Source organism: Nitrospirota bacterium, assembly GCA_016214855.1.
GTDB lineage: Bacteria > Nitrospirota > Thermodesulfovibrionia > Thermodesulfovibrionales > UBA6898 > UBA6898.
On the sequence record JACRMT010000011.1, the window covers coordinates 42,780 to 67,233 of the forward strand.

Sequence of the window (24,454 nt, forward strand, 5' to 3'; positions counted from 1 at the left end):
CCCTTGACCCTATCGAAGCAGACATTCGACACTATCCACATCAAACACCGGGATGTCCCATTTTTCTTTCACTGCGCGCCGGTCGAACCAATAATTGTCGATGAATATAGCCCCTTCAGGATCAATAAAGGTCCACTTCTCCTGATGATCGGAAATATGGACTATTTTTTCAAACAGGTACTCAGAAATGCCGCAGGCACGCAGCGTCTCCCCGATGCTCTGCAGATGTTTCGTAAGCAGCACGACAGCTATCCCCTTATTACGGCATTGATATAAGAAGGCCATAATACGGTCATGGACATGCTTTCCAGCTACCACGGTCTCATCAAAATCAATATACACGCGCTGGAATTCGAATGAAGCCTTGAACCTGTTATGCAGGCAACGGTCAAGCTGAACAGCATAGTTGTTCTGCAATATCTCGACCGGCGTCCCCATCGCATTGAAGAGGCTCAAAAGCGCAAAATTCACTCCACAATGCCGATAGAGACCCATGGTGCTCGACTGGCGGGGTGCAAACTCCATGAGCTTATGGTCTCCCCTGCCGTCCTTCTTAACCTGAAAAAACCAGGCCCCGTTCAGAGAGACCGTTTCATTTATGTCTTGAGCAATGTGCCTTATCTCATCGGTTAGTTCCACGGCAGTGGACCGGAACGAAATTCCCATCTGGATCCTCTCGCGTGTTCTGGGACCAATAAACAGAAGTTTACCCCTACCATCGGTAAAGCAGTCGACGCTAAGCTCTTCCCCGGGAAGGAACTCCGTGACCAGCAGATCGGTTTTCTTCCCTAAATAGAATCTCAAGTCCTCCGCGTTCCCGGCCACATAAGTCCCTTTACCGCCCTGTCCGTCATTCGGTTTCAGGAAAACCGGGAACGGAAGATCGTCATACGGCTCATCGAACACCGCCGGACAGAAACCGAAAGACCTGAAACGATCATAGGTCAGCTGTTTGAACCGGGCGATCCGATTTGTCTCGTAACACGATGTTACTATGCAGGCATCTATTTCAGCTTGATGCTCTGAGAGAAAGCAGGCGACCGTATCGTGCGTCGGATATACGAACCCGATTTGAAACGTCTGAATTAATCGGTTGAAACGTACGATAAAATCGGGCTGGTCAATATAGAGCGGCTCTTCAATATATCGAGCCTCTTCGTAGACATAGGAAGCATGATCGCTCTTGCCTGACGCACCGAAAACATCGGTGTGATGACTGTATTTCAGCGAGTTATATATCTCCAGCCCTATTTCAGAGCCGGCCGGAAAGATCAACACACGATGTTTCGGTCTCATGGACATCAATCAGCCGCCGGCGCGACTTCTGCCAGGACACTGCAGCAGAGCTCAGGATAAACGATCCCGGCCATACAGAGCGCCCGGATAATCTTCTCATCGAGATCCAGCGAGATGAGTTGGCGAGTGGTCAAAGGCTTGAGATATATGCCCTCCAACCGCGTAATCGTACAGCCGGCATCCTCAATGTCCTTCCGGAGCGAATCGATCGTGTAGTAGCGCTTATGTCCCAGGAGCAGGTCATGCTCGGAAAGCTGCTTCATATCAGGCAGTAGGCCTGCCAGATGGCCGAGCCTTCGGTTTAATACCTCGGCATTGGGCACGGTCACGAACATCCTGCCGCCCGACGTCAGGAAGTTTCGGAACCGCTTCAATATTTGTATCGGATCACCGACGTGCTCGAGAATATAACCGAATACGATCACATCAAATCGCTCGGAGGTATCAAATGTTTCAAAGTAGTGTTCAGCAATTTCGACATTCACATCAGGGAACCGTCGGTGAAAATTCCTGATCACAGACGGAGATGCTTCCACTACGACATGGCGTTTGAACTGCCGGTCGAAAGCGTTCGCGGCTATCCCGTGTCCGAGACCCAGCTCAAGCAGAGAGGATGCACCTTCTGAGAGCTGCATTACCCGTTCGGGATACCACGTTAACTGGATCTCATTATCAAAATCATAGAGGCTCTCTCCCGAATATGCTCCGATGTGATCATCCAGCTCATTTTTCATAGTGTTGTTTCCCTCTCGGTTCACGGCAGCCGCAACGAACACTGTTCTATACAAGGTCATAGTTGCCGGCTATTGCCGCGATAAGTATATCTCTGGAATTGAACATCATCACATCCATGATAGACAGCCAAGCCACGAACTCATTGCCGAACTGCGGATACTCGAAAGGTTTTGGTCTGATGAACTGCAGATCAATGCCCTTCTCGCGGAATGTTTCTTTTGAATACAGATCCAAGCCGCCGATACTGTTCAGATACGTGTCTGCCCCCATTGCTTTGCAAAAGGCAAGGACTTTGTCCTGGTTCTTCAGGGAGTGGTCGATCGGAACGGCTGACGAAATTATTGTCTCAGTCCCTATATGCAGGTATTCGCAGATCCTGAGGATCGAGTTATAGATGAAGCCGAACAGATTCGCATCGCCATACAGAAATATGTCCTCGATCAACGGGAAGACCTGCTCAAAATACGGGGCACGCCTGTATGCTTCCTTTGTTTTGTTCAGCAGTCTCACTTTGTTGAAGTCAGCGGATAACCGCCTATCTTTTATGTTCAGGAAGTCAGAGTCTTTCTTAAGGGGAATAGAAAAGGTCACATCCCTGCCCTGCTGCAGAAAGCGATTCCTGTTGACCCAGCCTTTTTTTGTGTACTGAATATTATCGTAGACAATGAACGCATCAACCGCCTGAATTAACTGATAATAACCGATATAAGGCAGAAAATAAGGCTGCATAATGCCTATTTTCATGATCACACATCCCGTATGATTGAGGTTATTGTCTCAATTGATGCACTGTCCAGTCCGGGATAGATCGGCAGGCAGAGAACGCGTTCTGCCACCTTTCTCGCGACCGGGAGATTAGTATGCGCAGCAGAAGGCAGGTCCTTATACATCGGGAACTCGCTGATCAATGGATAGAAATAGCGCCTTGGAAAAATCCCTTGGTTACGAAGCGCATCATTAAGTCCCTCACAGGAAAGCGGATAATCCTCTTCAATAACGATGGGAAAATACGAATAGTTATAACAGGTGTCTAAAGGTAATGACGGGCAGGTGACCCCCTGGACTGACGACAGCTGCTCCCTGTAATGTGCGTCAACCTCTCGCCGCAGTGCGATCGCCTTGTCAACGTGTTTGAGCTGCACAAGCCCAAAAGCTGCCTGCAGTTCATTCATTTTTGCGTTTATGCCGGTACCAACCACATTTAGTTCGCCAGCGTACCCGAAATTCTTCAGGTCGTCAATCCTCTTTTTTGTCTCTTCGTCGTGACAGATAATGGCTCCGCCTTCAAACGTATTGAACACTTTGGTGGCATGGAAACTTAATATCGAGAGGTCTCCATGCGTTAACAGGCTCTGCCCCTTATATGTGACGCCGAATGCATGTGCCGCATCATAGATGATCTTGAAACCGTGGGCATCAGCTATTTCCCGAATACGCTCCACGTCGCACGGATGCCCATATACATGCACTGGAAGAATCGCCGTGGTCTGCGGCGTGATTGCAGCCTCGATCTCCTCAGGGTCGAGATTGAACGTTTTAGAACGCATGTCAACGAAGACCGGCTTAATGCCATTCCAGAGGAGAGCATGCGCTGTTGCAACAAACGTAAAAGGTGTGGTAATCACCTCTCCCGTGATTTCCAGTGCCTGAAGTGCCGTAAGCAGGGCAAGCGTCCCGTTTGCAAACAGAGCAAGGTGCTTAACACCCAGATATTCAGCCATCTTTTTTTCAAGCTCTTGATGATATGGACCGTTGTTGGTCAGCCACTTGCTTTCCCAAATATTTTCGAGATAGGGCAGGAATTCCTCCAAGGGCGGAAGATATGGCCTTGTTACGTAGATGTTTTTCATTATTCCCTTAGGTACTGTTTATGTTTCTTCCACATCTGTTCTAACTGTCTGACCTCACGACAGAAGTCAGACAGTTGCAAACAGGACGGTTTCTTCTGCATGTATCGTATAGTGGCCAAGATAGTATCTATAACCAAGGGCCAGGGATTGCAGATATTCTGGAATTTCCCAGAAATCCTCTATGCGGTGGTACAGTGCAATTGCCAATGAGGGGCGGAACGTGCGTATGGTCTGTTCTGCCCCTTTCAGTGCATGCAGCTCAGCCCCCTCTATATCCATCTTTATAAAATCGACCTTCCTGATCCCATTTTCCTTCGCCCAATCATCGATCGAGAGCGTGGCGATCTGGCCGCCCGAATCACCGGGATCGTCTAACATAACTTTGCTGCCCGGGCCCTTATCGACACAGAAGAGCTTTTTCCCTGACTCACTCCAGAGCGGTCTTTCAACGACATTAATAAGGGGTTCAAGCGAATGGTTCAGCGCGATGTTTCTCTTCATGATCTTAAGGTTGCCTGGGATAAACTCAAAGGAGTGAACTCTTCCGAGCCTTCCAACAGCGTTCGCAAAATAGAGAGCCGTATCACCCCATCCCCCTCCGGCATCAATGACAACATCACCTTCCCGCACACTGATCACTTGCTGATCCATGCGGTATTCGTACTGTTTAAGGATAAATTCTATGTATATTCCTAACGCAGTGTAATACAGTTCAATCGGAAAGCCCATGCTTCCCAAGCGGTACCGATACAGCTTCCAATTGTTAAACCGGCTGTCAACAGCATCTTTCCTATCTCCCAATTGCTCAAGCTGCACCATCTGTTCCCAGAAAGTCGTGCTGTTAAGCGGTAATTTCACCTTTTTATGGCCAAGGATGCGATAAGCAAGGATCTTCACCAATATATCCTTTGATTGCTGATCATCAAGCAGGTCATATAAACATTGAAAGCCTGCCATATGGGGATCATACTCATTAACCCGATGCGCGATATTGAAACAGGAAAGCTCGACGAAATTCCTTTCCTGTAATTTCTTTCTTATCAGATGTTTCCAAAAAACCTCTTTGGGCCGGCTCTCCTGCTCCCCGCCAAAACGGTAGAAGTCGTAGTTGTCGGAATGGTCATTACCGAGGCTTTCCAGAATTGTTGTCATCAGCGCAGTCGTAAATGTCATATTCTTTTTTCAGGCAGGCTTGTAATATTCCATGCGAACTTGGGTCTGACCACGCCGGGCCATCTGCCGGTCCACCCCCCCTGCCTTTCAATATCATGAACATCAAATCTCAGCAGATCATGATGCGTGTATATGCTCATCCCGTCCCGTACGACCATGATCATCACTCGGTATGAACCTTCGTTCAATAACTTGCCAGGAACACGGCAGGTGCCCTTGAAAAGTTCCTTGCCGATAATCATGCTTTCCGATCCGTCGGCCAGGATGCACAAACCTTCTTCATTATAAAGATGCATGCTAAAATTCAGTTCAGCCGAAGGCATCAGACTCCAGCATTCGAATTCCAGGGTTAAAGGCGTCATGACCGTAAGTTCGGACTTGCCTGTCGCTGTTTCCGGCATGATACGTGCCCTGCGCAGGCGGACCTTATCATTCCCCGGGGCTGTTGTTCTGTCGGGCCATAATTGGTCGTAAACTGATTGGGATCCGCGCAGAAGATAATGTGAAACGACTTCGGCTGCATAACCATCGTCTGCGATCTGACCAGCCTCAAGCCAAATTACCCGTTCACAGAGAGTCTTTATCGCGGTCATATTATGGCTCACAAATAAAACCGTTCTCCCTTCTTTCGAAACCTCCCCCATCTTCCCCAGGCACTTCTTCTGAAAAGCTGCATCGCCGACAGCCAGGACTTCGTCTATAATTAGTATTTCCGGTTCCAGGTGGGCGGCTACAGCAAAAGCAAGGCGCACATACATGCCGGACGAGTAACGTTTCACCGGTGTATCAATGAATTTTTCGATCTCAGCAAAAGCGACGATCTCCTCAAACTTATCAGCAATCTCTTTTTTGGTCATTCCCAATATGGCGCCGTTCAGATAGATATTCTCGCGGCCGGTCAGCTCAGGATGAAACCCGGTTCCTACTTCCAAAAGACTTGCCACCCTGCCCTTTATTTTCACCTGACCCTTTGTGGGGGACGTTACCTCTGAAAGTATCTTCAGCAACGTTGATTTGCCTGCTCCGTTTTTGCCGATGATCCCAAGTACCTCACCACGCTTTACTTCGAAAGAAACATTATTAAGGGCAAGCATATGGGGATTTTCAGAACTCGTGAAACGTGAAGCGTGAGGAGTAAAAGACTGAGGAGACGCAATGATAGAGTTTGGGTCCTCTTTGTTGCGCAGCCTGGCCCACCAGCTCTGCAAATCCCGGTACAATGTGCCATGACTGATCGTACCAAGGCGATATTCCTTGAACAGATTTTCTGCTCTGATCACAACCTCACTCATACCGTATCCATAAACGTCTTCTCTATCCTGCTGAAAAAAACTAAGCCTGCCAGCAGAATAAACACTGTCACGGCAAAACTTATACCAAGATTCCCCGGTCGAACTGATCCGGCACCGAGGAAAGCAAAGCGCGCGGTCTCAACTATGGCAGCCATCGGATTCAGCCCATACAGCCATTGCCATTTATCCGGTATCTGCGACATCGGATAAACTATGGGCGTTGCGTACATCCAGAGCTGGACACCGAAGCCGACCACAAACTTAAGGTCCCGGTATTTGGTGGTCAGGGAAGAAACAAGGATGCCGAGACCAAGGCCGAGGGCTGCCATCTGGATCAGCAGCAAAGGGATCAGCAAGCTCCAGAGAGTTGGTTTAATGGCAGCACCACCGACATAAAAATAGATCCAAAATGCCAGAAAAAGGAGAAACTGGATAGCAAATGTTAAGAGGTTTGTTATGACGATCGAGATCGGCACGGTGAGTCTCGGAAAATAGACCTTGCCGAAGATGCCTGCGTTGGCAGCAAAGGTATCCGAGGTCTTGTTCAGGCAGTCGCTAAAATAGTTCCAGATCACGATTCCGCTCATATAAAAAAGTATCTGCGGCATGCCGTCGGTCGGGATCTTCGCAATTCTTCCGAATATGACAGTAAAAACAACAGCCGTAACCAGCGGTTGAAGCAGGAACCAGAGCGGCCCAAGAATGGTCTGTTTGTAAAACGTAACAAAATCTCTTTTCACAAAGAGCATGATCAAATCTCTGTAGTTCCAGAGATTCATGAGATCAAGATCAAACCAGCCGCTTTTCGGGCCGATCACTTTTGTCCACTGTGTTTCCTGAAAAATCCCGGTGGTATCTTTCATAATGTTTCCCTCTTACAGGGAGTTGAAATACGCAATCGTTTTTTTCAGCCCCTCTTCGAGCGCGACTGAAGGCACCCAGCCCAATCTTTCCTCCGCCAGGGTTATGTCCGGCTGCCGCTGCATCGGGTCATCCATGGGCAGCGGCTTAAAGATTATTTTCGAGCGGGAAGCGGTAAGGCTTATTACCATCTGTGCAAGTTCCAATATCGTAAACTCAACGGGATTGCCCAAATTAACTGGGCCGGTAAAATCGTCAGGACTACTCATGAGACTCACAAGACCAACGACAAGATCGTCAACAAAGCAGAAACTCCGCGTCTGCTTGCCGTCGCCGTAAACCGTTATATTATCTCCCTTGAGCGCCTGCACGATAAAATTGCTCACGACCCTGCCGTCATTGGGGTGCATATGCGGGCCATACGTGTTAAAAATACGCGCCACCTTAATCCGCAGTCTGTGTTGACGGTGATAATCAAAAAATAGGGTTTCCGCACACCGTTTCCCTTCATCGTAGCATGACCTGATTCCGATAGGGTTGACATTCCCCCAGTAGAATTCTGGCTGAGGATGTACCGTTGGATCACCATATACCTCACTTGTAGAGGCCTGAAGAATTTTGGCCTTGATCCGCTTTGCAAGTCCTAACATGTTTATGGCCCCGTGTACCGAGGTCTTTGTAGTCTGAACGGGATCGAATTGATAATGCACAGGAGAAGCAGGACAGGCGAGATTATAAATTTCATCAACCTCAACATACAGAGGAAAGCAGACATCATGCCGCAATATCTCAAAATAGGGGTTGTTTACCAGATGCGCGATGTTAGCCCTTCGGCCAGTATAAAATTGTCTACGCAAAGGACTTCATGGCCATCCTTCAGCAGCCTTTCACAAAGATAAGAGCCTATGAAACCAGCTCCCCCGGAAACGAGGATTCTTTTGCTCAATGCATTCATATCAATCCATAACCTCCTCTATCGCCTTGTCGTACCGGCATTTAGACGGGCTACCGCCGATCAGGTTGGGAAAACCCGCTTTTTCGTGCTCATTCATCTTCATCCCGATCACAAAATATCCAGCCGAAAGATACTACGCACTGCACTTAATTCACTTGCCTAAAGCACCTACCGCAACTAAAAAGCCTGCTGTTGGTACTGCAGGCTTTCAAGTATTCAAAAGCGTTGCGCATTCTCCCTGATCATGGTCTCAAGGGGATAGATAGAGAATATCCTCTCCTGTGCGATCCCCTGATCGAGAAGCTTTTTATAAACAGTTGCTCTCTTCAAATATGTTGTTAGAATAAAAATATTGCCATTCGTGTCAGCAAGATCGAGGTCGTGGAAAGGGGAAACAGCTGTCTTAAAAAAAACTTTTCCTTTTTTGTCATCATCGTACACCCTCCGGAGCTCGATATCTGCTTCCTGGAGAGAGAGATAGGCGATCTCGGTCACCTCATCCACACCGGCAAAGGAGACCTCACGGATTCCCTGCTTCTGCAGAGTATCGAAAAGCTTTCTGAAGTCGCGCCGGGCGTTCCGATAGATGCTGGTATAGTCCTGAAGCAGATGATAGGTGAGCCGGGTCTTCTCAGCAAAGCCGGTCGGCGTCAGGTAGTACGCATACCTTTTTGCCGGGATCTGACTTATCGTGACATAGCCTTTGGAAACGAGATTCTTAAGGTAAGAATTCACGAGACCCAGGGCAATATTGAGCCGTTTGCTCAGATCTCTCTGGGACAGCGACTCGCCCTTTGAGATCTCGTCAAGCAGGAGCAGGGACTTGTAACTATCCTGATTATCTGCATTTTTTCCGTTCATATTCTGAACGTTCATGTTTTGAACATACCATGAGCAGGGCCTTATGTCAAGAAAATATGCAGTAAATTAGTCAGGCTTCAGTTGTTAGTGGTAATCCTCCTCCCCTTTCCAAGGGGAGGTCGGGGGGGGGTATCGGGAAATGAACAAAAACCTCCCCATACCCCTCCTTGGTAAGGAGGGGATCTTGAATCTGTCCACTCTTCACTGAAGTGTTACACAAATGCTTGACTTGAGATAGATGCAGAAAGGATATTAGATTGTGGACAGTTCAATAAAAGTTGCCCTGATCACAGGCGGAGCCAGCGGCCTCGGCAGACATATCAGCCAGGCGTTCCTTGAGCAGGGGTACAAAGTTGCAATCAACTATCTGAGCTCGGAAGAAAATGCATGGGACCTCATCGCCCGGGCCGGTGACCGTGCCATCGCAATAAAGGCAGATGTAGGCGACTCAGTGCAGGCCAGGTCGATGATAGAGCGCATTGAGCAGAGATTCGGCAGGCTCGATCTTCTGATCAATAACGCAGGCATTACAAAAGACAGCCTCCTGATCAGACAGACCGAAGCAGACTGGGATACCGTGATCAGGACAAATCTTACCGGATGTTTCAACCTTATCCGTGCTGCAGCGCCGCTCATGATCAGGTCAGGCGGCGGTCATGTCATCAACATCTCTTCCTATTCAGGCATAAAAGGAAAGGCTGGCCAGGCAGCATACAGCGCATCCAAGGCAGGGCTTATCGGCCTGACCATTTCTGCAGCGCATGAGCTCGCCGAACATAATATAAGGGTAAATGCTGTGGTGCCTGGGTATATGCGTACTGAGATGGGCGCAACAGCAGAAGAGGCAATGGATCGGGCAAAAGAGGAGAGCATCCTCAAGACGCTTTCAGAGCCTTCAGAGGTCGCCCGCTCCCTTGTCTCAATTGCCGGGATGGACTACATCACAGGTCAGATCCTCAGCCTTGACAGCAGAATCCTTTAGTGCAATACTTCAACTGAGGCTGCAGCCTTTTTCAGGAGGAACAATGTTCAAGGGCTTCTTTATAACCGGCACTGACACAGGCGTTGGGAAAACAGTCATTGCCGGCGCCGTGATAAAGGTCATGCAGTCCTTTGGGGTTAAGGCCTGCGCCATGAAGCCTATTGAGTGCGGATGCGGGAAAGAGGGCAACATGCTTATCCCCTATGACGGCACGTTCCTCAAACAGGCAGCGCATATGGATGAACCGATCAAACAGGTAACACCCTTCTGTTTTGAAAGTCCGCTCTCCCCCCTTGCAGCCGCAGAAATAGAAACTCGGAAGATCAGCATTGACGAGATCAAAAAGTCATATTACAAGCTCTACAAGTCATATGAAGCGATCGTTGTCGAAGGCGTTGGCGGCCTCATGGTGCCTATCAGAAAAGACTACTTCATCCTTGACCTTGCCAAGGAGTTTTCGCTTCCACTGCTGATCGTAGCCAAGCCGGGATTAGGCACAATCAACCACACCATGCTTACCGTGAACTATGCGATTGAGGCAGGGCTTGAGGTGGCCGGGCTGATCATCAATTACAGCAGGCCGCCGGAAAACAGCCTTGCAGAAAAAACAAATCCAAAGATACTGGAAGAGGTCTGCCCGGTGCCGGTCATCGGCACATTCCCGTATCTGAAGGGCATGGGTGAGGATGTGCTCGAAAAGACCGCCATGCGAAACCTCGACCTTGAGGTGCTAAAGAAGTATATCCTATAGGCGAATATGCTGAGCTTCAAAAATGCAGATGAGAAATGCGGCGTCCTTCCAGTATTTTTAGCCCGTTGGAGCCATCGATTGGCGCTTATTGCACTCTGTAATATTGAATAATTATGATCTATCTTGAAGAGAAACAATTTGATCGGCAATTAGACTTATTGGGTTCTTTCCTTGCTAAAGGAGAGTTTGATCTGATTATATGGTTTTCTCCAGAATCAAAACGTAGAAGTATCTGTAATCTCGGATTAGCCCCGAAAGATTTAATTGAGGGGGAACAAGTGACCACCTATGGAAATGGATTCAAGCCAAACAAAACGAGAAGAACTAAACTAACCGCTGACTTGTTAACCAATATTCGAGAAGCCTCAAGAGACATTCAAGTAAACTGTGACAGCTTGGCATTATATCCCGCTGACAAAAAGAATTGGATTGCGTGCACTATTGAACATGAGGGCATGTGCTTGGTAAGTGATGACAGCCTAATTGACACACTGGCATCTAAGGATTTTAACCCTTCATTAGAGAAACCGCAAACATGGTAAGTGATAACAATCGAATCGACAAATGAAACCGGAGGGCGACTCTTATTGAATCGCTCTCCGGCCTTTGTTTTCGTTGACTATATATTCGTCTTACTTGATCAGCTTCATTCCCTTTAACACGCCCTTCAGCTTGTCACGGTTAGCCTTGGACATCTCACAGAGCGGAAGCCTGAACTCTTCCTTGATCTTGCCCATCATCGCAAGCGCAGTCTTTGCCGGTATCGGGTTCGTCTCTATGAACATCGCATTATTCAGCGGTTCAAGCTGGAAGTGTATCTTTCTGGCCTCATCGTATCTTCCCTGCTCCCAATGCGCGCACATCTGCGCAACCAGTTTTGGCGCCACATTGGCAGAGACCGAGATAACGCCCTTGCCGCCCAGAGCCATGAGCGGGATGGTCGTGAAATCATCGCCGGAGATGACAGCTATCTTGTCTCCGCAGAGCCTGATCACCTCGCTCACCTGCTTCATGTCGCCGGTCGCTTCCTTGATCGCAACAATATTCTTTATCTCGGCCAGTCGGGCTACGGTTGTAGGCAGCATGTTCACAGCAGTCCTGCCCGGGACATTGTACAGCACAATCGGGATCTTCACCGCATCAGCCACAGCCTTGTAATGGCGGTATAGGCCTTCCTGCGTCGGCTTATTATAGTAAGGGCTCACAAGCAGCGCTCCGTCAGCGCCTGACTTCTTCGCCTCTTTGGTGATCATAATCGTCTCGTCAGTAGCATTTGCGCCTGTGCCTGCAATGACCGGAACGCGCTTGTTCACAACATCGACCGTGAACTTGATGACGCGGAAATGCTCCTTATAGTCAAGGGTGGCCGACTCGCCCGTTGTACCGCACGGAACGATGGCATCGGTCCCTTCCTTTATATGCCATTCGATAAGATTGCCAAGGGCCTTTTCATCTACCTTGCCGTTCCGAAATGGTGTGACGATCGCCACAATTGATCCTCTAAACATAATTCCCTCCTCGTTATGCTACAGATTAATAGTTCCCTGAAATACTTCCTCGGCAGGACCGGTCATGTACACATGGCCGTTCTCATGAAGATCAATGGACAGGTCTCCGCCGAGCAGCTTTATTGTAACCTTTTTCTCAGCAATTCCCTTCATATTGGCTGCAGCCGCAACTGCTGATGCGCCGGTGCCGCAGGCCAGGGTCTCGCCAGAGCCGCGTTCCCATACACGCATTTTGATCGTCTGCCGATCAATCACCTGAATGAACTCGACATTGGTCTTCTTCGGAAAGAGCTTGTGGGTCTCGATCTGCGGCCCGTATCTATGAACATCAAAGCCTGCCAGATCATCAACCACGATCACTGCATGGGGATTGCCCATTGACACACACGTTATATTGAATGTCCTGCCATCTATGGTGAGAGGGTGATCTTTGACCACACCGTCAAGATCGACCGGGATCTTCCGTGCCTCAAGCTCAGGCAGGCCCATGTCCACCCTGACCATATCTCCTGCCTTCTCCGGCCTGATAATGCCTGCAGGCGTCTCAATATCAAGCACCGGTTTTGTCGACAGGTTTCTGTCCCAGATATATTTTGCAAAACAGCGGATGCCATTGCCGCACATCTCGACCTCGCTGCCGTCAGCGTTAAAAATGCGCATCGCAAAATCTGCCCTGTCCGAAGTATGCAGAAGCAGGATCTGGTCAGCACCAATGCCGAACCGCCGGTCACAGAGCCGCCTGCTTAATTCGCTGATAGCTGATAGCTGATGGCTAATAGCTGCATCCCGGCAGTCGATGACAATAAAGTCATTGCCGATGCCATGCATCTTTACGAACGGTAAGTTCATTTTATGAATCCCGGGATCACTTCATGCCGAACAAGGTCCTCATACGTGCCGCGCCTTGCAACAAGCGCATGCGCCTTGCCGTTCACCATCACCTCTGCAACCCTCGGTCTGCTGTTATAGTTCGAGCTCATGGACATGCCGTACGCACCTGCACTCATGACAGCGAGGAATTCCCCCCTGTTCACCTTGCCGATCTTTCTGCCCTTTGCGAGAAAATCACCTGACTCGCAGATCGGTCCGACAACATCTGCCTTGATCTCAGGCCGCCTGCTCTTCCTGACCGGAAGGATATGATGGTACGCGTCATAAAGAGACGGCCTCATCAGGTCATTCATGCCTGCATCGACAATAACAAACGTCTTGTTGTCGCCTTTTTTCAGGTACAGGGTCTTGGTCACCAGTATACCTGCATTGCCGACGATCGACCTGCCCGGCTCCATTACAAGCGTAATGTCCCGTCCTTTCAGAAGCGGCAGGAGCCTCTTCGCGATATCATCAGGCATCGGCGGCTTTTCACACAGATAGGTGATGCCGAGACCTCCGCCGATATCAAGATACCGGATCGGCAGCTTCAGCCGCTTAAGTTCGTCAAGCAGCAGCAGGATGCGCTTCATTGCATCAACAAACGGGGTTATCTTCGTTATCTGGGAACCGATATGCTTCTGCACGCCCACGACCTCTATATTCCTGAGCTTTGCTGCAAGGCGGTAATGCTCAACAGCATGGTCAATGGATATGCCGAACTTATGCTCCTTCATGCCGGTCGATATGTAGGGATGCGTCCGGGCATCGATATCCGGGTTGATCCTGAGAGCAACAGGCGCCTTGGTCCTCATGAGGCCCGCAACCCGGTCGATCTCCCGCAGTTCATCCTCTGATTCAACATTGAACATCAGGACCTTTGCCTTAAGCGCAGAACGGATCTCTGTTTCTGTCTTCCCTACTCCGGCATACACGATCTTATTCGGCGATATGCCTGCCTTCAGCGCCCGATAAAGCTCTCCGCCTGAAACAATATCAGCACCGCAGCCCTGCTTTGCCAGCAGCTTCAATATGGCGCCATTGGTATTGGCCTTCAACGCATAACAGATAATATGAGGGAATGCCTGATACGCGTCTTCATACGCTTTGAAATGTTTGGTCAGTGTGTTGTAACTGTATATATAGAGCGGTGTGCCATACTTCTCCGCAAGCTCTTTGACAGCCACATCCTCTGCATACAGTTCATTGCCGCGGTACTGAAAAAAATGCATGTTTTCTCTCCGAACGTATATTTCTGCTTGATTTTTCTTAGTATTTTTACATAATAAAAAAGGCAAAGTCAAAATACGTCTTCGACGCATCACGCTAAATTCCCGTCAAAAAAAGAGGTATTCATGGGCAAGAACATTGTCGAAAAGATATTCGAAGCACATCGTGCATCAGGGGAGCTGAAGGAAGGCTCTCCGATCGGGCTGAAGGTTGATCAGGTCTATACCCAGGATGCGACAGGCACTATGGCATGGCTCCAGTTTGAAGCAATGGGACTGGACAGGGTCAGGGTCCCCCTTGCTGTTTCGTACGTTGACCACAACATGCTCCAGCAGGACTACATGAACCCTGACGACCATCTCTTCCTCCAGACCGCTGCGGCAAAGTACGGTGCATATTTTTCCCGGCCCGGGAACGGCATCTGCCACCAGGTGCACCTTGAGCAGTTCGCTGCGCCCGGCAAGATCGCCCTCGGCACAGACAGTCATACGCCTACCGGCGGCGGTATGGGCATGATCGCGATCGGTGTCGGCGGCCTTGATGCGGCAACGGTCATGGGCGGTTCTCCGTTTGAACTGAACATGCCTAAGGTTCTGAATATACAACTGCTCGGCAAACTGAAGCGGCCGCATGTGACCGCCATGGACGTTATTCTCGATATCCTGCGAAGGCTCACCGTAAAAGGCGGAGTGGGCAGGATACTTGAGTACGGCGGCCCCGGCGTCAAAGACCTGAATGTTACGGAGCGGGCCACCATAACGAATATGGGGGCAGAGCTCGGCGCAACAACCTCTATCTTCCCGAGTGATGAACGGACAAAAGCCTATCTTGAGGCTATAGGCCGGGGCGCGGACTGGGTTGAGCTGACTGCAGATGAGGACGCCTCTTATGCAGAGGTTATCAAGATAAATCTGAGCAAGATCGAGCCGATGATCGCACAGCCGCACAGTCCTGACAATGTCGTCACCGTGAAGAGCCTTGCAGGGACTAGGGTGAACCAGGTCTGCATCGGCAGCTGCACAAACGCGTCATACCAGGCGATGAAGTCTGTTGCTGCCATTTTGAAAGGCAACATGGTGAACGAAGAGGTAAATCTCCTGATCAATCCCGGCTCAAAGCAGGTGTACGAGATGATCGCAAAAGAAGGCCTTGTCACGGACATCATCGCTGCGGGAGCGAGACTGCTTGAATCATCCTGCGGCCCCTGCATCGGCATGGGTAGCGCTCCCGGCAGCGGCCAGGTCTCTGTCCGCTCATACAACAGGAACTTCAAGGGCAGGAGCGGCACCAAGGATGCGTTGGTCTATCTCGCAAGCCCGGTCTCCTGCGCTGTCTTTGCACTCAAGGGAGAGATCATCGATCCGCGCGAGGCAGGCATCACCATGAAGAAGTTCAAGGAACCTGCAAAATATCTGATCAACAGGAACTTCCTCATTGCGCCCAAGGCCGATGGGTCTGATGTTAAGGTGATCAAAGGCCCGAACATCAAGGAAGTCTCGGTCAAGGGACCGCTGACCGACAGGATCGAAGCAGAGCTGCTGCTCAAGCTCGGCGATAATATTACGACCGATGACATCATGCCGGCAGGCTCTGCAGTCCTTCCGTTCAGATCGAACATCCCCGCCATCTCAAAATTCGTCTTCATCAATCTGGACAATACCTTCAGCACAAGGGCAATGGAAGCAAAAGAGCATGGAGGAGGCATCATTGTCGGCGGAGAGAACTATGGTCAGGGCTCATCAAGGGAACATGCGGCCATTGCGCCGATGTTCCTCGGCGTTCAGGCAGTGATCACAAAGTCCTTTGCAAGGATACACCGTTCGAACCTGATCAATTTCGGCATTCTGCCGCTGCAGTTCGAAAATACCGCTGATTATGAGAAGATCGAAAAGGGCGACCGTCTGAACATCAGGGATATCCTGAGCACGATCAGCGGATCACAGACCTATATAGTTGAAAACGCGACAAAGGGATATACCTTCACGGTCAAGTCTACGCTGAACGATAGGGAGAGGGATGTTGTTATAAAAGGCGGTCTTCTGCCTTATACCAGAGAGCGCTCGGCATAGCCCTGAACAGAGCCCCTGAATTGACAACAGGGGTTATTTCAGTGTATTTTATTACTTCTTTAGTGCCAGGGCCGCTAGCTCAGTTGGTAGAGCAACGCCCTTTTAAGGCGTGGGTCGTTGGTTCGAGTCCAACGCGGCTCACCAGATGTCCCCATCGTCTAGCCTGGCCTAGGACATCGCCCTTTCAAGGCGGTAACGCGGGTTCGACATCTGTTTTCTCATAGTTGAACAGCATAGAAGAGGAGAATTTCATGGCTTTAAGTATCGGTATCGTCGGTCTTCCGAATGTCGGCAAGTCGACACTTTTTAATGCACTTACAAAAGATCAGAATGCCATGGCTGCAAATTATCCGTTCTGCACCATAGAACCGAACAAGGCAATCGTGCCGGTTCCGGATAAACGGCTTGATCAGCTCTCTGCCATAGTGAACCCGCAGCGGATACAGAGCGCAATCGTTGAGTTTACCGACATCGCCGGACTCGTCAGGGGCGCCTCAAAAGGCGAAGGGCTCGGCAATCAGTTCCTTTCCCACATACGAGAGACCTCCGCGATCGTGCATGTTGTCAGATGTTTTGAGGACGACACGATCGTGCATGTTGACGACAGCGTGAATCCCCTGCGCGACATCGATGTCATTAACACGGAACTTGTGCTTGCCGATATCCAGACCCTTGAGAACAGAATTATGCGTCTTGAGAAACAGGCCAAAGGCGATAAAAAACTGCAGCCGATGCTTGACTCAGCAAGAAAACTTCTCGACCACCTTAATGCAGGGACACCGGCCATCCTTTTCAGCGGAAAGGATTCGGACGCCTTCATCGACCTTACGAAGGAAACGAGGCTTATCACCCTGAAACCGGTCATATACGCAGCCAATGTTGATGAGGCCGGACTGGCAGAGGATAACGATCTCGTTAAGGCGGTCCACGCATTTGCAGCGGAACATAATGCCGAATCAGTGAAGATCTGCGCGAAGATCGAGGAAGAGATGGCCGGAATGAGTGATGAAGAGCGCAATGAATTTCTCATATCCCTCGGCCAGACTGAAAGCGGACTTGATCAGATCATCCATCATGGGTACCATGCACTCGGCCTGATAAGTTATTTCACCGCAGGCGTTAAAGAGGTCCGTGCCTGGACCATTGAGCGCGGATGGAAGGCGCCGAAGGCCGCAGCGGTTATCCATGATGATTTTGAACGTGGGTTTATCCGGGCAGAGGTGATTGCCTTTGACGACTTTATCGCGAATAAAGGAGAAGCAGGTGCGCGTCTTGCGGGGAAGCTTCGCACAGAGGGCAAGGAATATGTCGTTAATGACGGCGACGTCATGCATTTCCTTTTCAACGTCTGACCGGGCATACCCTGAGTTTCGGCTATTTTTCTAATCTGCTTGCCAAAACAAAGGTTGATCCCGCTGATCTTTGCAGTCGGCAATGGAATAGCCCCTGCAGTATGATAAAATTGATGATGGTGCGCGCTGACATAATAATCTGCGTATATAGTTCTATTTTTTGTTTCGAAGGCAGGCTTGTTTATCATGAAGAGTAATATTCTTATCATCGCTGGGCTGATCGTCGTTATATCCGTTCTTATTATCCTTAACATCTTCTTTCAGAAGTCTCTTCAGATGGAGATGGCAGAGCAGTTTAATCTGCAGCAGGCCCTTCTGTCTAAAACAATCGCTGAAAATATAAAGTCATCAATAACGTTCATGAAGGAGGAGGTAGTCGAGATTGCCCATGAGCTGTCAGAGAAGAAGAGAATAACCAAAGATAATTTCGAGTCTCTTGCGAAAGAGGAATTGAAGCATAAAGCGATGCTAACTGCCAACATGGGTATGGTCTCATCACAAGGCATGCTTCTTTTCCTGACGCAGAATGAAGATCAAACAAAGCCGATAGTAGATGAAGATCAGATAAAACCGATAGTAGGTGATATGCTCAAAAAAGTAGTAGACATAAAAGAAGGCGAGGGAGGCATAATGGTGACACACGATAGAGTTACCGCCTTGACACCTATCTACAAGAATAACCAGTTCGACCAGATAGTCTTTCTATCAGTTTTGATATCCGATATCGGAGAGCGTTTTTTTACTACAATTAGGTCACATGGCAAGGGATATGCGTGGATGATCGATAAGGGCGGGAATCTCCTTTATCACCCGACACAGCCCGGAATGGTCGGCAGAAATCTCTATCGGGCTGATACGACATGTTTTAAGTGCCATATGAACTTTGATCTTGAAAAGAGGATTATTGAAGGCAGAGCCGGCAATATCGGGAGATATATCTCGGCATTGGGTGAGGACAAGATAATCGCTTATTCAGATGTCGATATCAGTGATATATCCTGGATAATCGCAGTATCATCGCCCTACTCTGAAGTGACCAGCGCTACCAAGAACAGTATGAAGCTCTATTCCTATCTGATCATATCCATTTTTATCGCAACAAGCCTTGTATCTGCTGTTTTGATTGTTTTTAACAGAAAAAGGATACAGGCGGCAGAGACGGCAAACAGAAAGGAAGAACTCGAAAAATACGCGGGTGAGCTCGAAAAAAAGGTATTAATAAGGACTTCTGAGCTTGCCAGCGAAAAAGAGAAGTTGAATACCATTGTAAGTGCGATTGGGGGCGGTATTGTCCTTATTGATCAAAGCTGGAAGATACAATGGTCGAACGCCATGATAAGAGATATGACCGGCATGGACGTAATTGGCAGATCATGGGAAGACGTATGCCCGGACTGCCCTCTGTCAAAAACATATCCTGGTGAAAGTATCAAGACGATAATACTCTCGAATCTGTTCGGACAGAAAGGCAAGTTCTATCAGATAACAACGGCACCCGTCAAAGGAGAAAACGGGGAAATAAATGGACATATCGGGCTTATCCAGGATGTGACCGAAATGAAAAACATGGAAGATCAGATCATCCATTCAGAAAAATTGGCCTCCATAGGACGGCTCGCCGCAGGAATTGCCCACGAGATAGGCAATCCGCTCACCTCGATATTCTCATTTGTACAGATACTGAGAGAGATGGAGGAGGAGGCGTTCAAGAAGGAGAGCCTTGATACCATGTATTTCCATATAAAAAGAATTTCAGACATATTGAAACAACTTTCAGGCTTTTCGAAGATGCCTGCCGGTGAGCACAAGACGGGCAATGTCAATGAATTTATTGAAGCGTCCCTTAATCTTATTCAGTATGACAAAAAGGCAAAAGATGTTTCGGTCGTGAAGGAGCTTTCTCCTGATCTGCCGGAGGTAATGATGGACGGCAACCAGCTCGCCCAGGTTATCGTGAACCTCACGCTTAATGCCATAGATGCCATGCCTGACGGTGGAACGATAACGATCAGGAGTTTCACCAGGAACGATGACGTTATCATTCAGATCGAGGACACGGGAATAGGAATTCCGAAAGAAGATGTGACAAAGATATTTGATCCGTTCTATACCACCAAGGAAAAAGGGACCGGTCTTGGCCTTGCGGTAAGTTATGATATAATAAAAAAAATGAGGGGAACGCTGAGCGTCGAGAGCGAGACGGACAAAGGGACCGTATTTACGATCACCATGCCTTTCAAGAATCCCGGATAACATGATAACTCGGATCATATCTGCTCAATTTATGTCTGGACTGCGAACACATACTAATCTATGAAACCGAAGATACTTGTCGTTGACGACGAACCTGATATCTGCAGGGCTCTTGAGTTCCTGCTGAAGAGGGAGAATTACGATGTCATTACGGTAAATAGCGGGGAAGATGCTGTCATCAAACTTAAAGATGACAGCTTCGATGTCGTTATTTCCGATCTTAAGATGGGAAAGATGGACGGGATGGCTGTTCTTGAAAGGACGAAGGAGCTCAGTCCTGAGACTGCAGTAATAATCATGACGGCCTTTGCCTCCATAGAATCTGCTATTGATGCGATGAAAAAAGGCGCAATTGATTATATCGTCAAGCCCTTCCTTAATGAAGAAGTAAAGATGACGCTGAAAAAGATACTCGAACAAAAGAAGATCATGATCGAGAATGCGGCCCTGAAACAGCAGGTTAGTCAGCATATGGCATGCAGGGATTTTGTGGCAAACTCAGACTCCATGATGAAGATTATCGAGACCCTCGAAAAAGTGATCCCCACAAAGAGCAATATCTTATTGCTCGGCGAAAGCGGCACGGGAAAAGGACTGATGGCGGAACTCATTCATTGCAACAGTCCTCGCCGGGATAAACCTTTCATTTCGATCAATTGTTCCGCCGTTCCGGAAGGGTTACTCGAATCTGAGCTGTTCGGTTATAAAAAGGGGGCTTTCACCGGAGCGAACTCGGACAAGCTCGGCCTTATTACCCTTGCTCATCAGGGGACATTCTTTCTGGATGAGATCGGTGATATGCCGCCTAATCTTCAGGCAAAACTTCTGAAGGTGCTTGAAACCGGCGAAGTATTTCCGCTTGGGGATACCAAGCCGAAGATCGCTGATATCAGGATAGTCTCTGCAACCAATGTGGATATCGAAAACAGGCTTAAGGACGGCAGGTTCAGGGAAGACCTCTACTGGAGGCTTAACGTTATAGAAATTCAGATACCGCCGCTCAGGGAGAGAAAAGACGATATCGAGATGCTGTCAAAACATTTTGTCAGCAAATATGCGGCAGAACATAAGAAGAAGATCCTGGGGCTGGACAAGGGGGCTCTCGCACTCCTGATCGATTATCGGTGGCCCGGAAATGTGAGAGAGCTCAGGAACGTACTGGAGAGGGCGGTCGTCCTTGCCGACGGCGAGTACCTTGTATCGGATAATTTTCCTGCCAAACTGAAAAAGACAGAGGGGCATCATCAGGAAACCTCTACGCTTAAAGCGTACCTGGGAGATTATGAGAAGAACCTGCTGCTGAAGATATACGAGATCCATGATCAGAACAAGGAGAACACGGCAAAAGCCCTCGGCATAGATCTCGCCACTCTCTACAGAAAATTCAAGAAGCACGGCATAGATACGGAGTGAAGAAGATCTTCTACATAGGCCTTGTTGTGGGGGGTATCCTGGGCATTGTGATCGCCCTCAGCATGGATCTTGTGATCGGTAAAAGCCTCGGGGGCGGATGGAGTGAGGCTGTTGCCAATGATATCAACAATCTTTTTCATGCAAATCTGCCGCAGAACCATATCGTTGTCATTGCTGGTGTGATTGTGGTGCTCGGGATCATCGGGGCATTCGGAGCCTTTATCGGCGGGGTCTCTTTCATAATGGTCGCCCGCCTCATCATGTCACTCGCAAAGGAAAAATAAAAAGGCAGAGGTTGAACTAACCCTCTGCCTGATACTCCAAGCTTTTTCCTACTTATGGCATTTTGTGCAGTCCGTCGCTGGTGATGCAATAGTGCCGTTATGACAGGCCCCGCAATACTTTCCCTCATTGATCTTGTCCATGGTCATCTTACCCGCTGTCTTTTGCATGCCAAAATGCTTTGGATGACAATCACTGCAGGCAAATGAGGACGTGTGAAACTTATGGCTGAAAGTAACATTGCCCAGGCCTTCAACGTTATACGTAAGTTCTTTGTCAAATGCCCGCATGGTATGGCATTTTGTGCATTCCGAGGACGAGAACGCTTTTTTGCCGTTATGGCACTGCCCGCAGTATGCGCCTGCATTTATGTCCTTCATGGTTATGACTGCGGTGCCGGTCTTCATAACAAAGATCTGCGGATGGCAGTCTCTGCAGCCGGACTTCTTCGCATGCGCTTCATGATTGAATTTCGAAGGCAGGCCTGATCTCTTAAATGTCATTTCCTTTATATTATGGCAGGCGTTGCAGAGACTTCTGTTGATGATCATATGCTCATGACCCCGAACATCGTGGCACTGGTTGCAGTGAAAGCCTGTATTGATATGTATCTGATGGGAGAAGATCCCTTTCCGGGGAGCAGAAGAAAATGTTTTATAGGAATGACACTTAAAGCACGGCAGGTTGCCGACAGCCTCATCCCTTGATATTACCTTATCCTGTTCGTTCTCGGTCTTAGCTTTTTCCTGTCCGGGCGAGCATCCAAGAACAAGTGAGAACATAATAAGAACAACGATCGGCCATCTCATTTATCAGCCCCTTTTTCCTTTCCAAACTCGATTTCATATTCAAGCGGATGTTCATGTTTCATCTGCTCTATCGTTATCTTCCCCGTGATCCATGTCATGCTCATGGGGAATTTGTCATAACGCAGGTGCTCATTATAGAAATGCCAGAACAGTATAAATACGATCGCCAGAAGCGCCTCGTCGCTGTGCATTATGGATATTACTTCCCAGATCCAGTTGATCGTCCACATAGGAAACAGGTAAGAGGCCTGAACAGGAAATGCGAGAAACAGGCCTGACAGACCGATAATTCCCATTCCCCAGAAAACAGCCCAGTAGTCAAATTTATGTATATAGCTGAACCTGCCGAATTTGGGTTTTTCTTTGCTCAGGCCGATGAAATACATAATATTCTTTATCGCATCGATAACATCCTTGGGCAGCGGAAGGATTGTTGTGTTTGCCCTGAGCTTCATCTTGCCCGTGGCAAGCATATACACGAGATAGACAACATGCCAGGCGAAATCCAGCAGCATGGTGATACCTGCTATACGATGTATCAGACCTGCGGTTTTCGCACCGCCCCACATACTTATCCACCATCTCTGGTGTTCAACGGTCACTTCAGGATATTTTATGACCCAGCCGGTAAAGGTGAGCAGCAGAAATGTCGTGAAAAGAAGCACATGCTGAATTCTCTCTACAACATTAAATCTCAGATATTCTTTTGGAGTCTCATTATTCATGGTGCTCCTCCTTGTTTTTTCTTAGTACTTTGTCCCGGATCTCAGAAATGGCTTCAAGGATCACATGGCCCGTAATGAATGCGAATACTGAAAGCAGCAGGACGATCAATATTTTCTCGAACCAGTAGGGAATAGGGTCATCCTTCCCCATCTTCTTATGGGTAATGGCTGCGACAAATTTCTTTGTCGCACCGGCATGACACTTGCCGCAGGTTACGGTTCTATTGTCCCAGGCAACCGGCGATTTCGGATCATCCCACTTAAGGACATTGTGTGAATTATGGCAATTTATACAGGAAGGTGCATTGGGATGGCCGACAGCATATTTCTTCCCGTGAAAACTCTCATGGTAGCGCTCGAGAAGATGGGTCCCCCACTTATAGGTCGTTGCCAGATCCTCTCTCTCATGGCACTCACCGCAGGTCTTGACTATGTTGCCTCTGTACACTGCAGAGGTTGCGGTATCTTTCTTTGTTATATAATGAGGAGAACCGTGACAGTCTATGCATAGTGGTCCGTCTGCCTTTTTGTCGGTAACAACATTCTGCCCGTGTACACTGCCACGCCATGCTTTATACGTCTCTTCGTGGCACTCAACGCATGCTGCCATAGCCACAGGATCGACTTTTGCCTTAAGGGATATTTCACCTGCAAGCGCAGCGATATTCTGGGGGACATTGGAAGTCATGGTCTCTGCATGAGGGTTTGAAGAGAACTGCTTGTGGCACATCAGACAGTCGAATCCGCCGTGAACGGAAGCAGCGTATCTTTCACTGTCCAGGTTCACATTGATCAGGGCGCCGGTCTTGGTTTTGATTTTGCCTTTCATGGCGCTATGACAGGCAAGACAGGTAAAGGTTTCAGCATGTACAGCAGATACGAGGCATGACATAAAGAGTATCAGGAAACCCGCTACATAAACCCTTCTCATGAGTCCTCCTAAAGGTGTGGAGATATTTTTTTCTAAAATTAACTCAAATGGTAAACAAATTATCTTGTCTTTTGCAAGGAAAATAATAATTACAGCTTTAGCTTGTCTTATATACACAGAGAAAGAGGAGACTATCTGTCTCCTCTTTCTCTGTGTATGCTCTGTCTTCTGCTTTTGTTGTCTTAATTGCTCTTGGCTGCTGCCTCTGCTGTCTCCTTTACTTCTGCTGATGCTGATACCGCCTCTACTGCATACC

At 48.6% G+C, this 24,454-nt stretch carries 22 protein-coding genes, 1 tRNA gene and 1 pseudogene; 9 read left to right on the top strand and 15 right to left on the bottom strand.

The features are described from left to right. Positions 1-9: 9 nt before the first annotated feature. The 9 genes and pseudogenes from HZB62_10040 to HZB62_10080 all read right to left on the bottom strand — a co-directional run bounded on the left by HZB62_10040 (position 10) and on the right by HZB62_10080 (position 9,023). Positions 10-1,296: an ATP-grasp domain-containing protein gene (locus tag HZB62_10040; GenBank protein ID MBI5075487.1), complete on the bottom strand. Its 1,287-nt coding sequence runs from the start codon at positions 1,294-1,296 to the stop codon at positions 10-12. A 5-nt stretch (positions 1,297-1,301) separates the two neighbouring features. Then, positions 1,302-2,030: a class I SAM-dependent methyltransferase gene (locus tag HZB62_10045; protein ID MBI5075488.1), complete on the bottom strand. Its 729-nt coding sequence runs from the start codon at positions 2,028-2,030 to the stop codon at positions 1,302-1,304. Positions 2,031-2,076: 46 nt separating this feature from the next. Beyond that, a complete protein-coding gene (locus HZB62_10050; protein MBI5075489.1) occupies positions 2,077-2,775 on the bottom strand; it encodes a WbqC family protein in 699 nt (232 codons plus the stop codon). A gap of 2 nt (positions 2,776-2,777) precedes the next feature. Further along, entirely contained in the window at positions 2,778-3,881 is a 1,104-nt protein-coding gene (locus HZB62_10055) for a DegT/DnrJ/EryC1/StrS family aminotransferase (protein MBI5075490.1), read from the bottom strand. A 66-nt stretch (positions 3,882-3,947) separates the two neighbouring features. Continuing rightward, the gene (locus HZB62_10060; protein MBI5075491.1) at positions 3,948-5,033 is read right to left on the bottom strand and encodes an FkbM family methyltransferase; all 1,086 of its coding nucleotides are present in this window, start codon (positions 5,031-5,033) and stop codon (positions 3,948-3,950) included. A gap of 17 nt (positions 5,034-5,050) precedes the next feature. Next, entirely contained in the window at positions 5,051-6,346 is a 1,296-nt protein-coding gene (locus HZB62_10065; protein MBI5075492.1) for an ABC transporter ATP-binding protein, read from the bottom strand. Next, a complete protein-coding gene (locus tag HZB62_10070; GenBank protein ID MBI5075493.1) occupies positions 6,343-7,209 on the bottom strand; it encodes an ABC transporter permease in 867 nt (288 codons plus the stop codon). Before HZB62_10070 ends, HZB62_10065 begins: the two co-directional genes overlap by 4 nt. A 12-nt stretch (positions 7,210-7,221) precedes the next feature. Next, positions 7,222-8,162: pseudogene (locus tag HZB62_10075) on the bottom strand (SDR family oxidoreductase). Between the two features lie 216 nt (positions 8,163-8,378). Next, positions 8,379-9,023, bottom strand: a complete 645-nt coding sequence (locus HZB62_10080; GenBank protein MBI5075494.1) for a winged helix-turn-helix transcriptional regulator — start codon at positions 9,021-9,023, stop codon at positions 8,379-8,381. A 259-nt stretch (positions 9,024-9,282) separates the two neighbouring features. Here HZB62_10080 and HZB62_10085 point away from each other — a divergent pair, with 259 nt between their 5' ends. From HZB62_10085 to HZB62_10095, 3 genes are all read left to right on the top strand, one after another. Beyond that, on the top strand, positions 9,283-10,005 hold the full coding sequence (locus HZB62_10085; protein ID MBI5075495.1) for an SDR family NAD(P)-dependent oxidoreductase: 723 nt from the start codon (positions 9,283-9,285) through the stop codon (positions 10,003-10,005). 43 nt (positions 10,006-10,048) lie between these two features. Further along, positions 10,049-10,756, top strand: a complete 708-nt coding sequence (gene bioD / locus HZB62_10090) for a dethiobiotin synthase (protein MBI5075496.1) — start codon at positions 10,049-10,051, stop codon at positions 10,754-10,756. 113 nt (positions 10,757-10,869) lie between these two features. Beyond that, entirely contained in the window at positions 10,870-11,298 is a 429-nt protein-coding gene (locus HZB62_10095; GenBank protein MBI5075497.1) for a hypothetical protein, read from the top strand. A 90-nt stretch (positions 11,299-11,388) separates the two neighbouring features. Here the strand turns inward: HZB62_10095 and HZB62_10100 are convergent, their stop codons facing one another. From HZB62_10100 to lysA, 3 genes are read right to left on the bottom strand one after another with little or no spacing between them, the layout of a single operon-like run. Further along, positions 11,389-12,264, bottom strand: coding sequence for a 4-hydroxy-tetrahydrodipicolinate synthase (locus HZB62_10100; GenBank protein MBI5075498.1), 876 nt, complete (start codon positions 12,262-12,264; stop codon positions 11,389-11,391). A gap of 18 nt (positions 12,265-12,282) precedes the next feature. Next, a complete protein-coding gene (locus HZB62_10105) occupies positions 12,283-13,113 on the bottom strand; it encodes a diaminopimelate epimerase (protein MBI5075499.1) in 831 nt (276 codons plus the stop codon). After that, the gene (lysA, locus tag HZB62_10110; protein ID MBI5075500.1) at positions 13,110-14,366 is read right to left on the bottom strand and encodes a diaminopimelate decarboxylase; all 1,257 of its coding nucleotides are present in this window, start codon (positions 14,364-14,366) and stop codon (positions 13,110-13,112) included. The genes HZB62_10105 and lysA overlap by 4 nt, the downstream gene beginning before the upstream one ends. Before the next feature lie 123 nt (positions 14,367-14,489). Here lysA and HZB62_10115 point away from each other — a divergent pair, with 123 nt between their 5' ends. The 6 genes from HZB62_10115 to HZB62_10140 all read left to right on the top strand — a co-directional run bounded on the left by HZB62_10115 (position 14,490) and on the right by HZB62_10140 (position 21,735). Further along, complete coding sequence (locus tag HZB62_10115) at positions 14,490-16,433, top strand: aconitate hydratase (protein MBI5075501.1); 1,944 nt, start codon at positions 14,490-14,492, stop codon at positions 16,431-16,433. Between the two features lie 68 nt (positions 16,434-16,501). Further along, a tRNA-Lys gene (locus HZB62_10120) sits at positions 16,502-16,577 on the top strand. Between the two features lie 107 nt (positions 16,578-16,684). Then, a complete protein-coding gene (gene ychF, locus HZB62_10125; protein ID MBI5075502.1) occupies positions 16,685-17,785 on the top strand; it encodes a redox-regulated ATPase YchF in 1,101 nt (366 codons plus the stop codon). Positions 17,786-17,971: 186 nt separating this feature from the next. Beyond that, positions 17,972-20,038 (top strand): PAS domain-containing protein, encoded by a 2,067-nt coding sequence (locus HZB62_10130; protein ID MBI5075503.1) that lies wholly within the window; start codon positions 17,972-17,974, stop codon positions 20,036-20,038. A gap of 60 nt (positions 20,039-20,098) precedes the next feature. Further along, the gene (locus tag HZB62_10135; protein MBI5075504.1) at positions 20,099-21,451 is read left to right on the top strand and encodes a sigma-54-dependent Fis family transcriptional regulator; all 1,353 of its coding nucleotides are present in this window, start codon (positions 20,099-20,101) and stop codon (positions 21,449-21,451) included. Beyond that, positions 21,448-21,735, top strand: a complete 288-nt coding sequence (locus HZB62_10140; protein MBI5075505.1) for a hypothetical protein — start codon at positions 21,448-21,450, stop codon at positions 21,733-21,735. The genes HZB62_10135 and HZB62_10140 overlap by 4 nt, the downstream gene beginning before the upstream one ends. 48 nt (positions 21,736-21,783) lie before the next feature. On the opposite strand, the gene HZB62_10145 is transcribed toward HZB62_10140, so the two are convergent. The 3 genes from HZB62_10145 to HZB62_10155 are packed head-to-tail and all read right to left on the bottom strand — an operon-like array spanning position 21,784 to position 24,198. Next, complete coding sequence (locus HZB62_10145; protein ID MBI5075506.1) at positions 21,784-22,542, bottom strand: cytochrome c3 family protein; 759 nt, start codon at positions 22,540-22,542, stop codon at positions 21,784-21,786. Beyond that, positions 22,539-23,267, bottom strand: a complete 729-nt coding sequence (locus tag HZB62_10150; protein MBI5075507.1) for a cytochrome b/b6 domain-containing protein — start codon at positions 23,265-23,267, stop codon at positions 22,539-22,541. The genes HZB62_10145 and HZB62_10150 overlap by 4 nt, the downstream gene beginning before the upstream one ends. Then, complete coding sequence (locus HZB62_10155) at positions 23,260-24,198, bottom strand: hypothetical protein (GenBank protein ID MBI5075508.1); 939 nt, start codon at positions 24,196-24,198, stop codon at positions 23,260-23,262. The genes HZB62_10150 and HZB62_10155 overlap by 8 nt, the downstream gene beginning before the upstream one ends. Positions 24,199-24,454 lie beyond the last annotated feature (256 nt).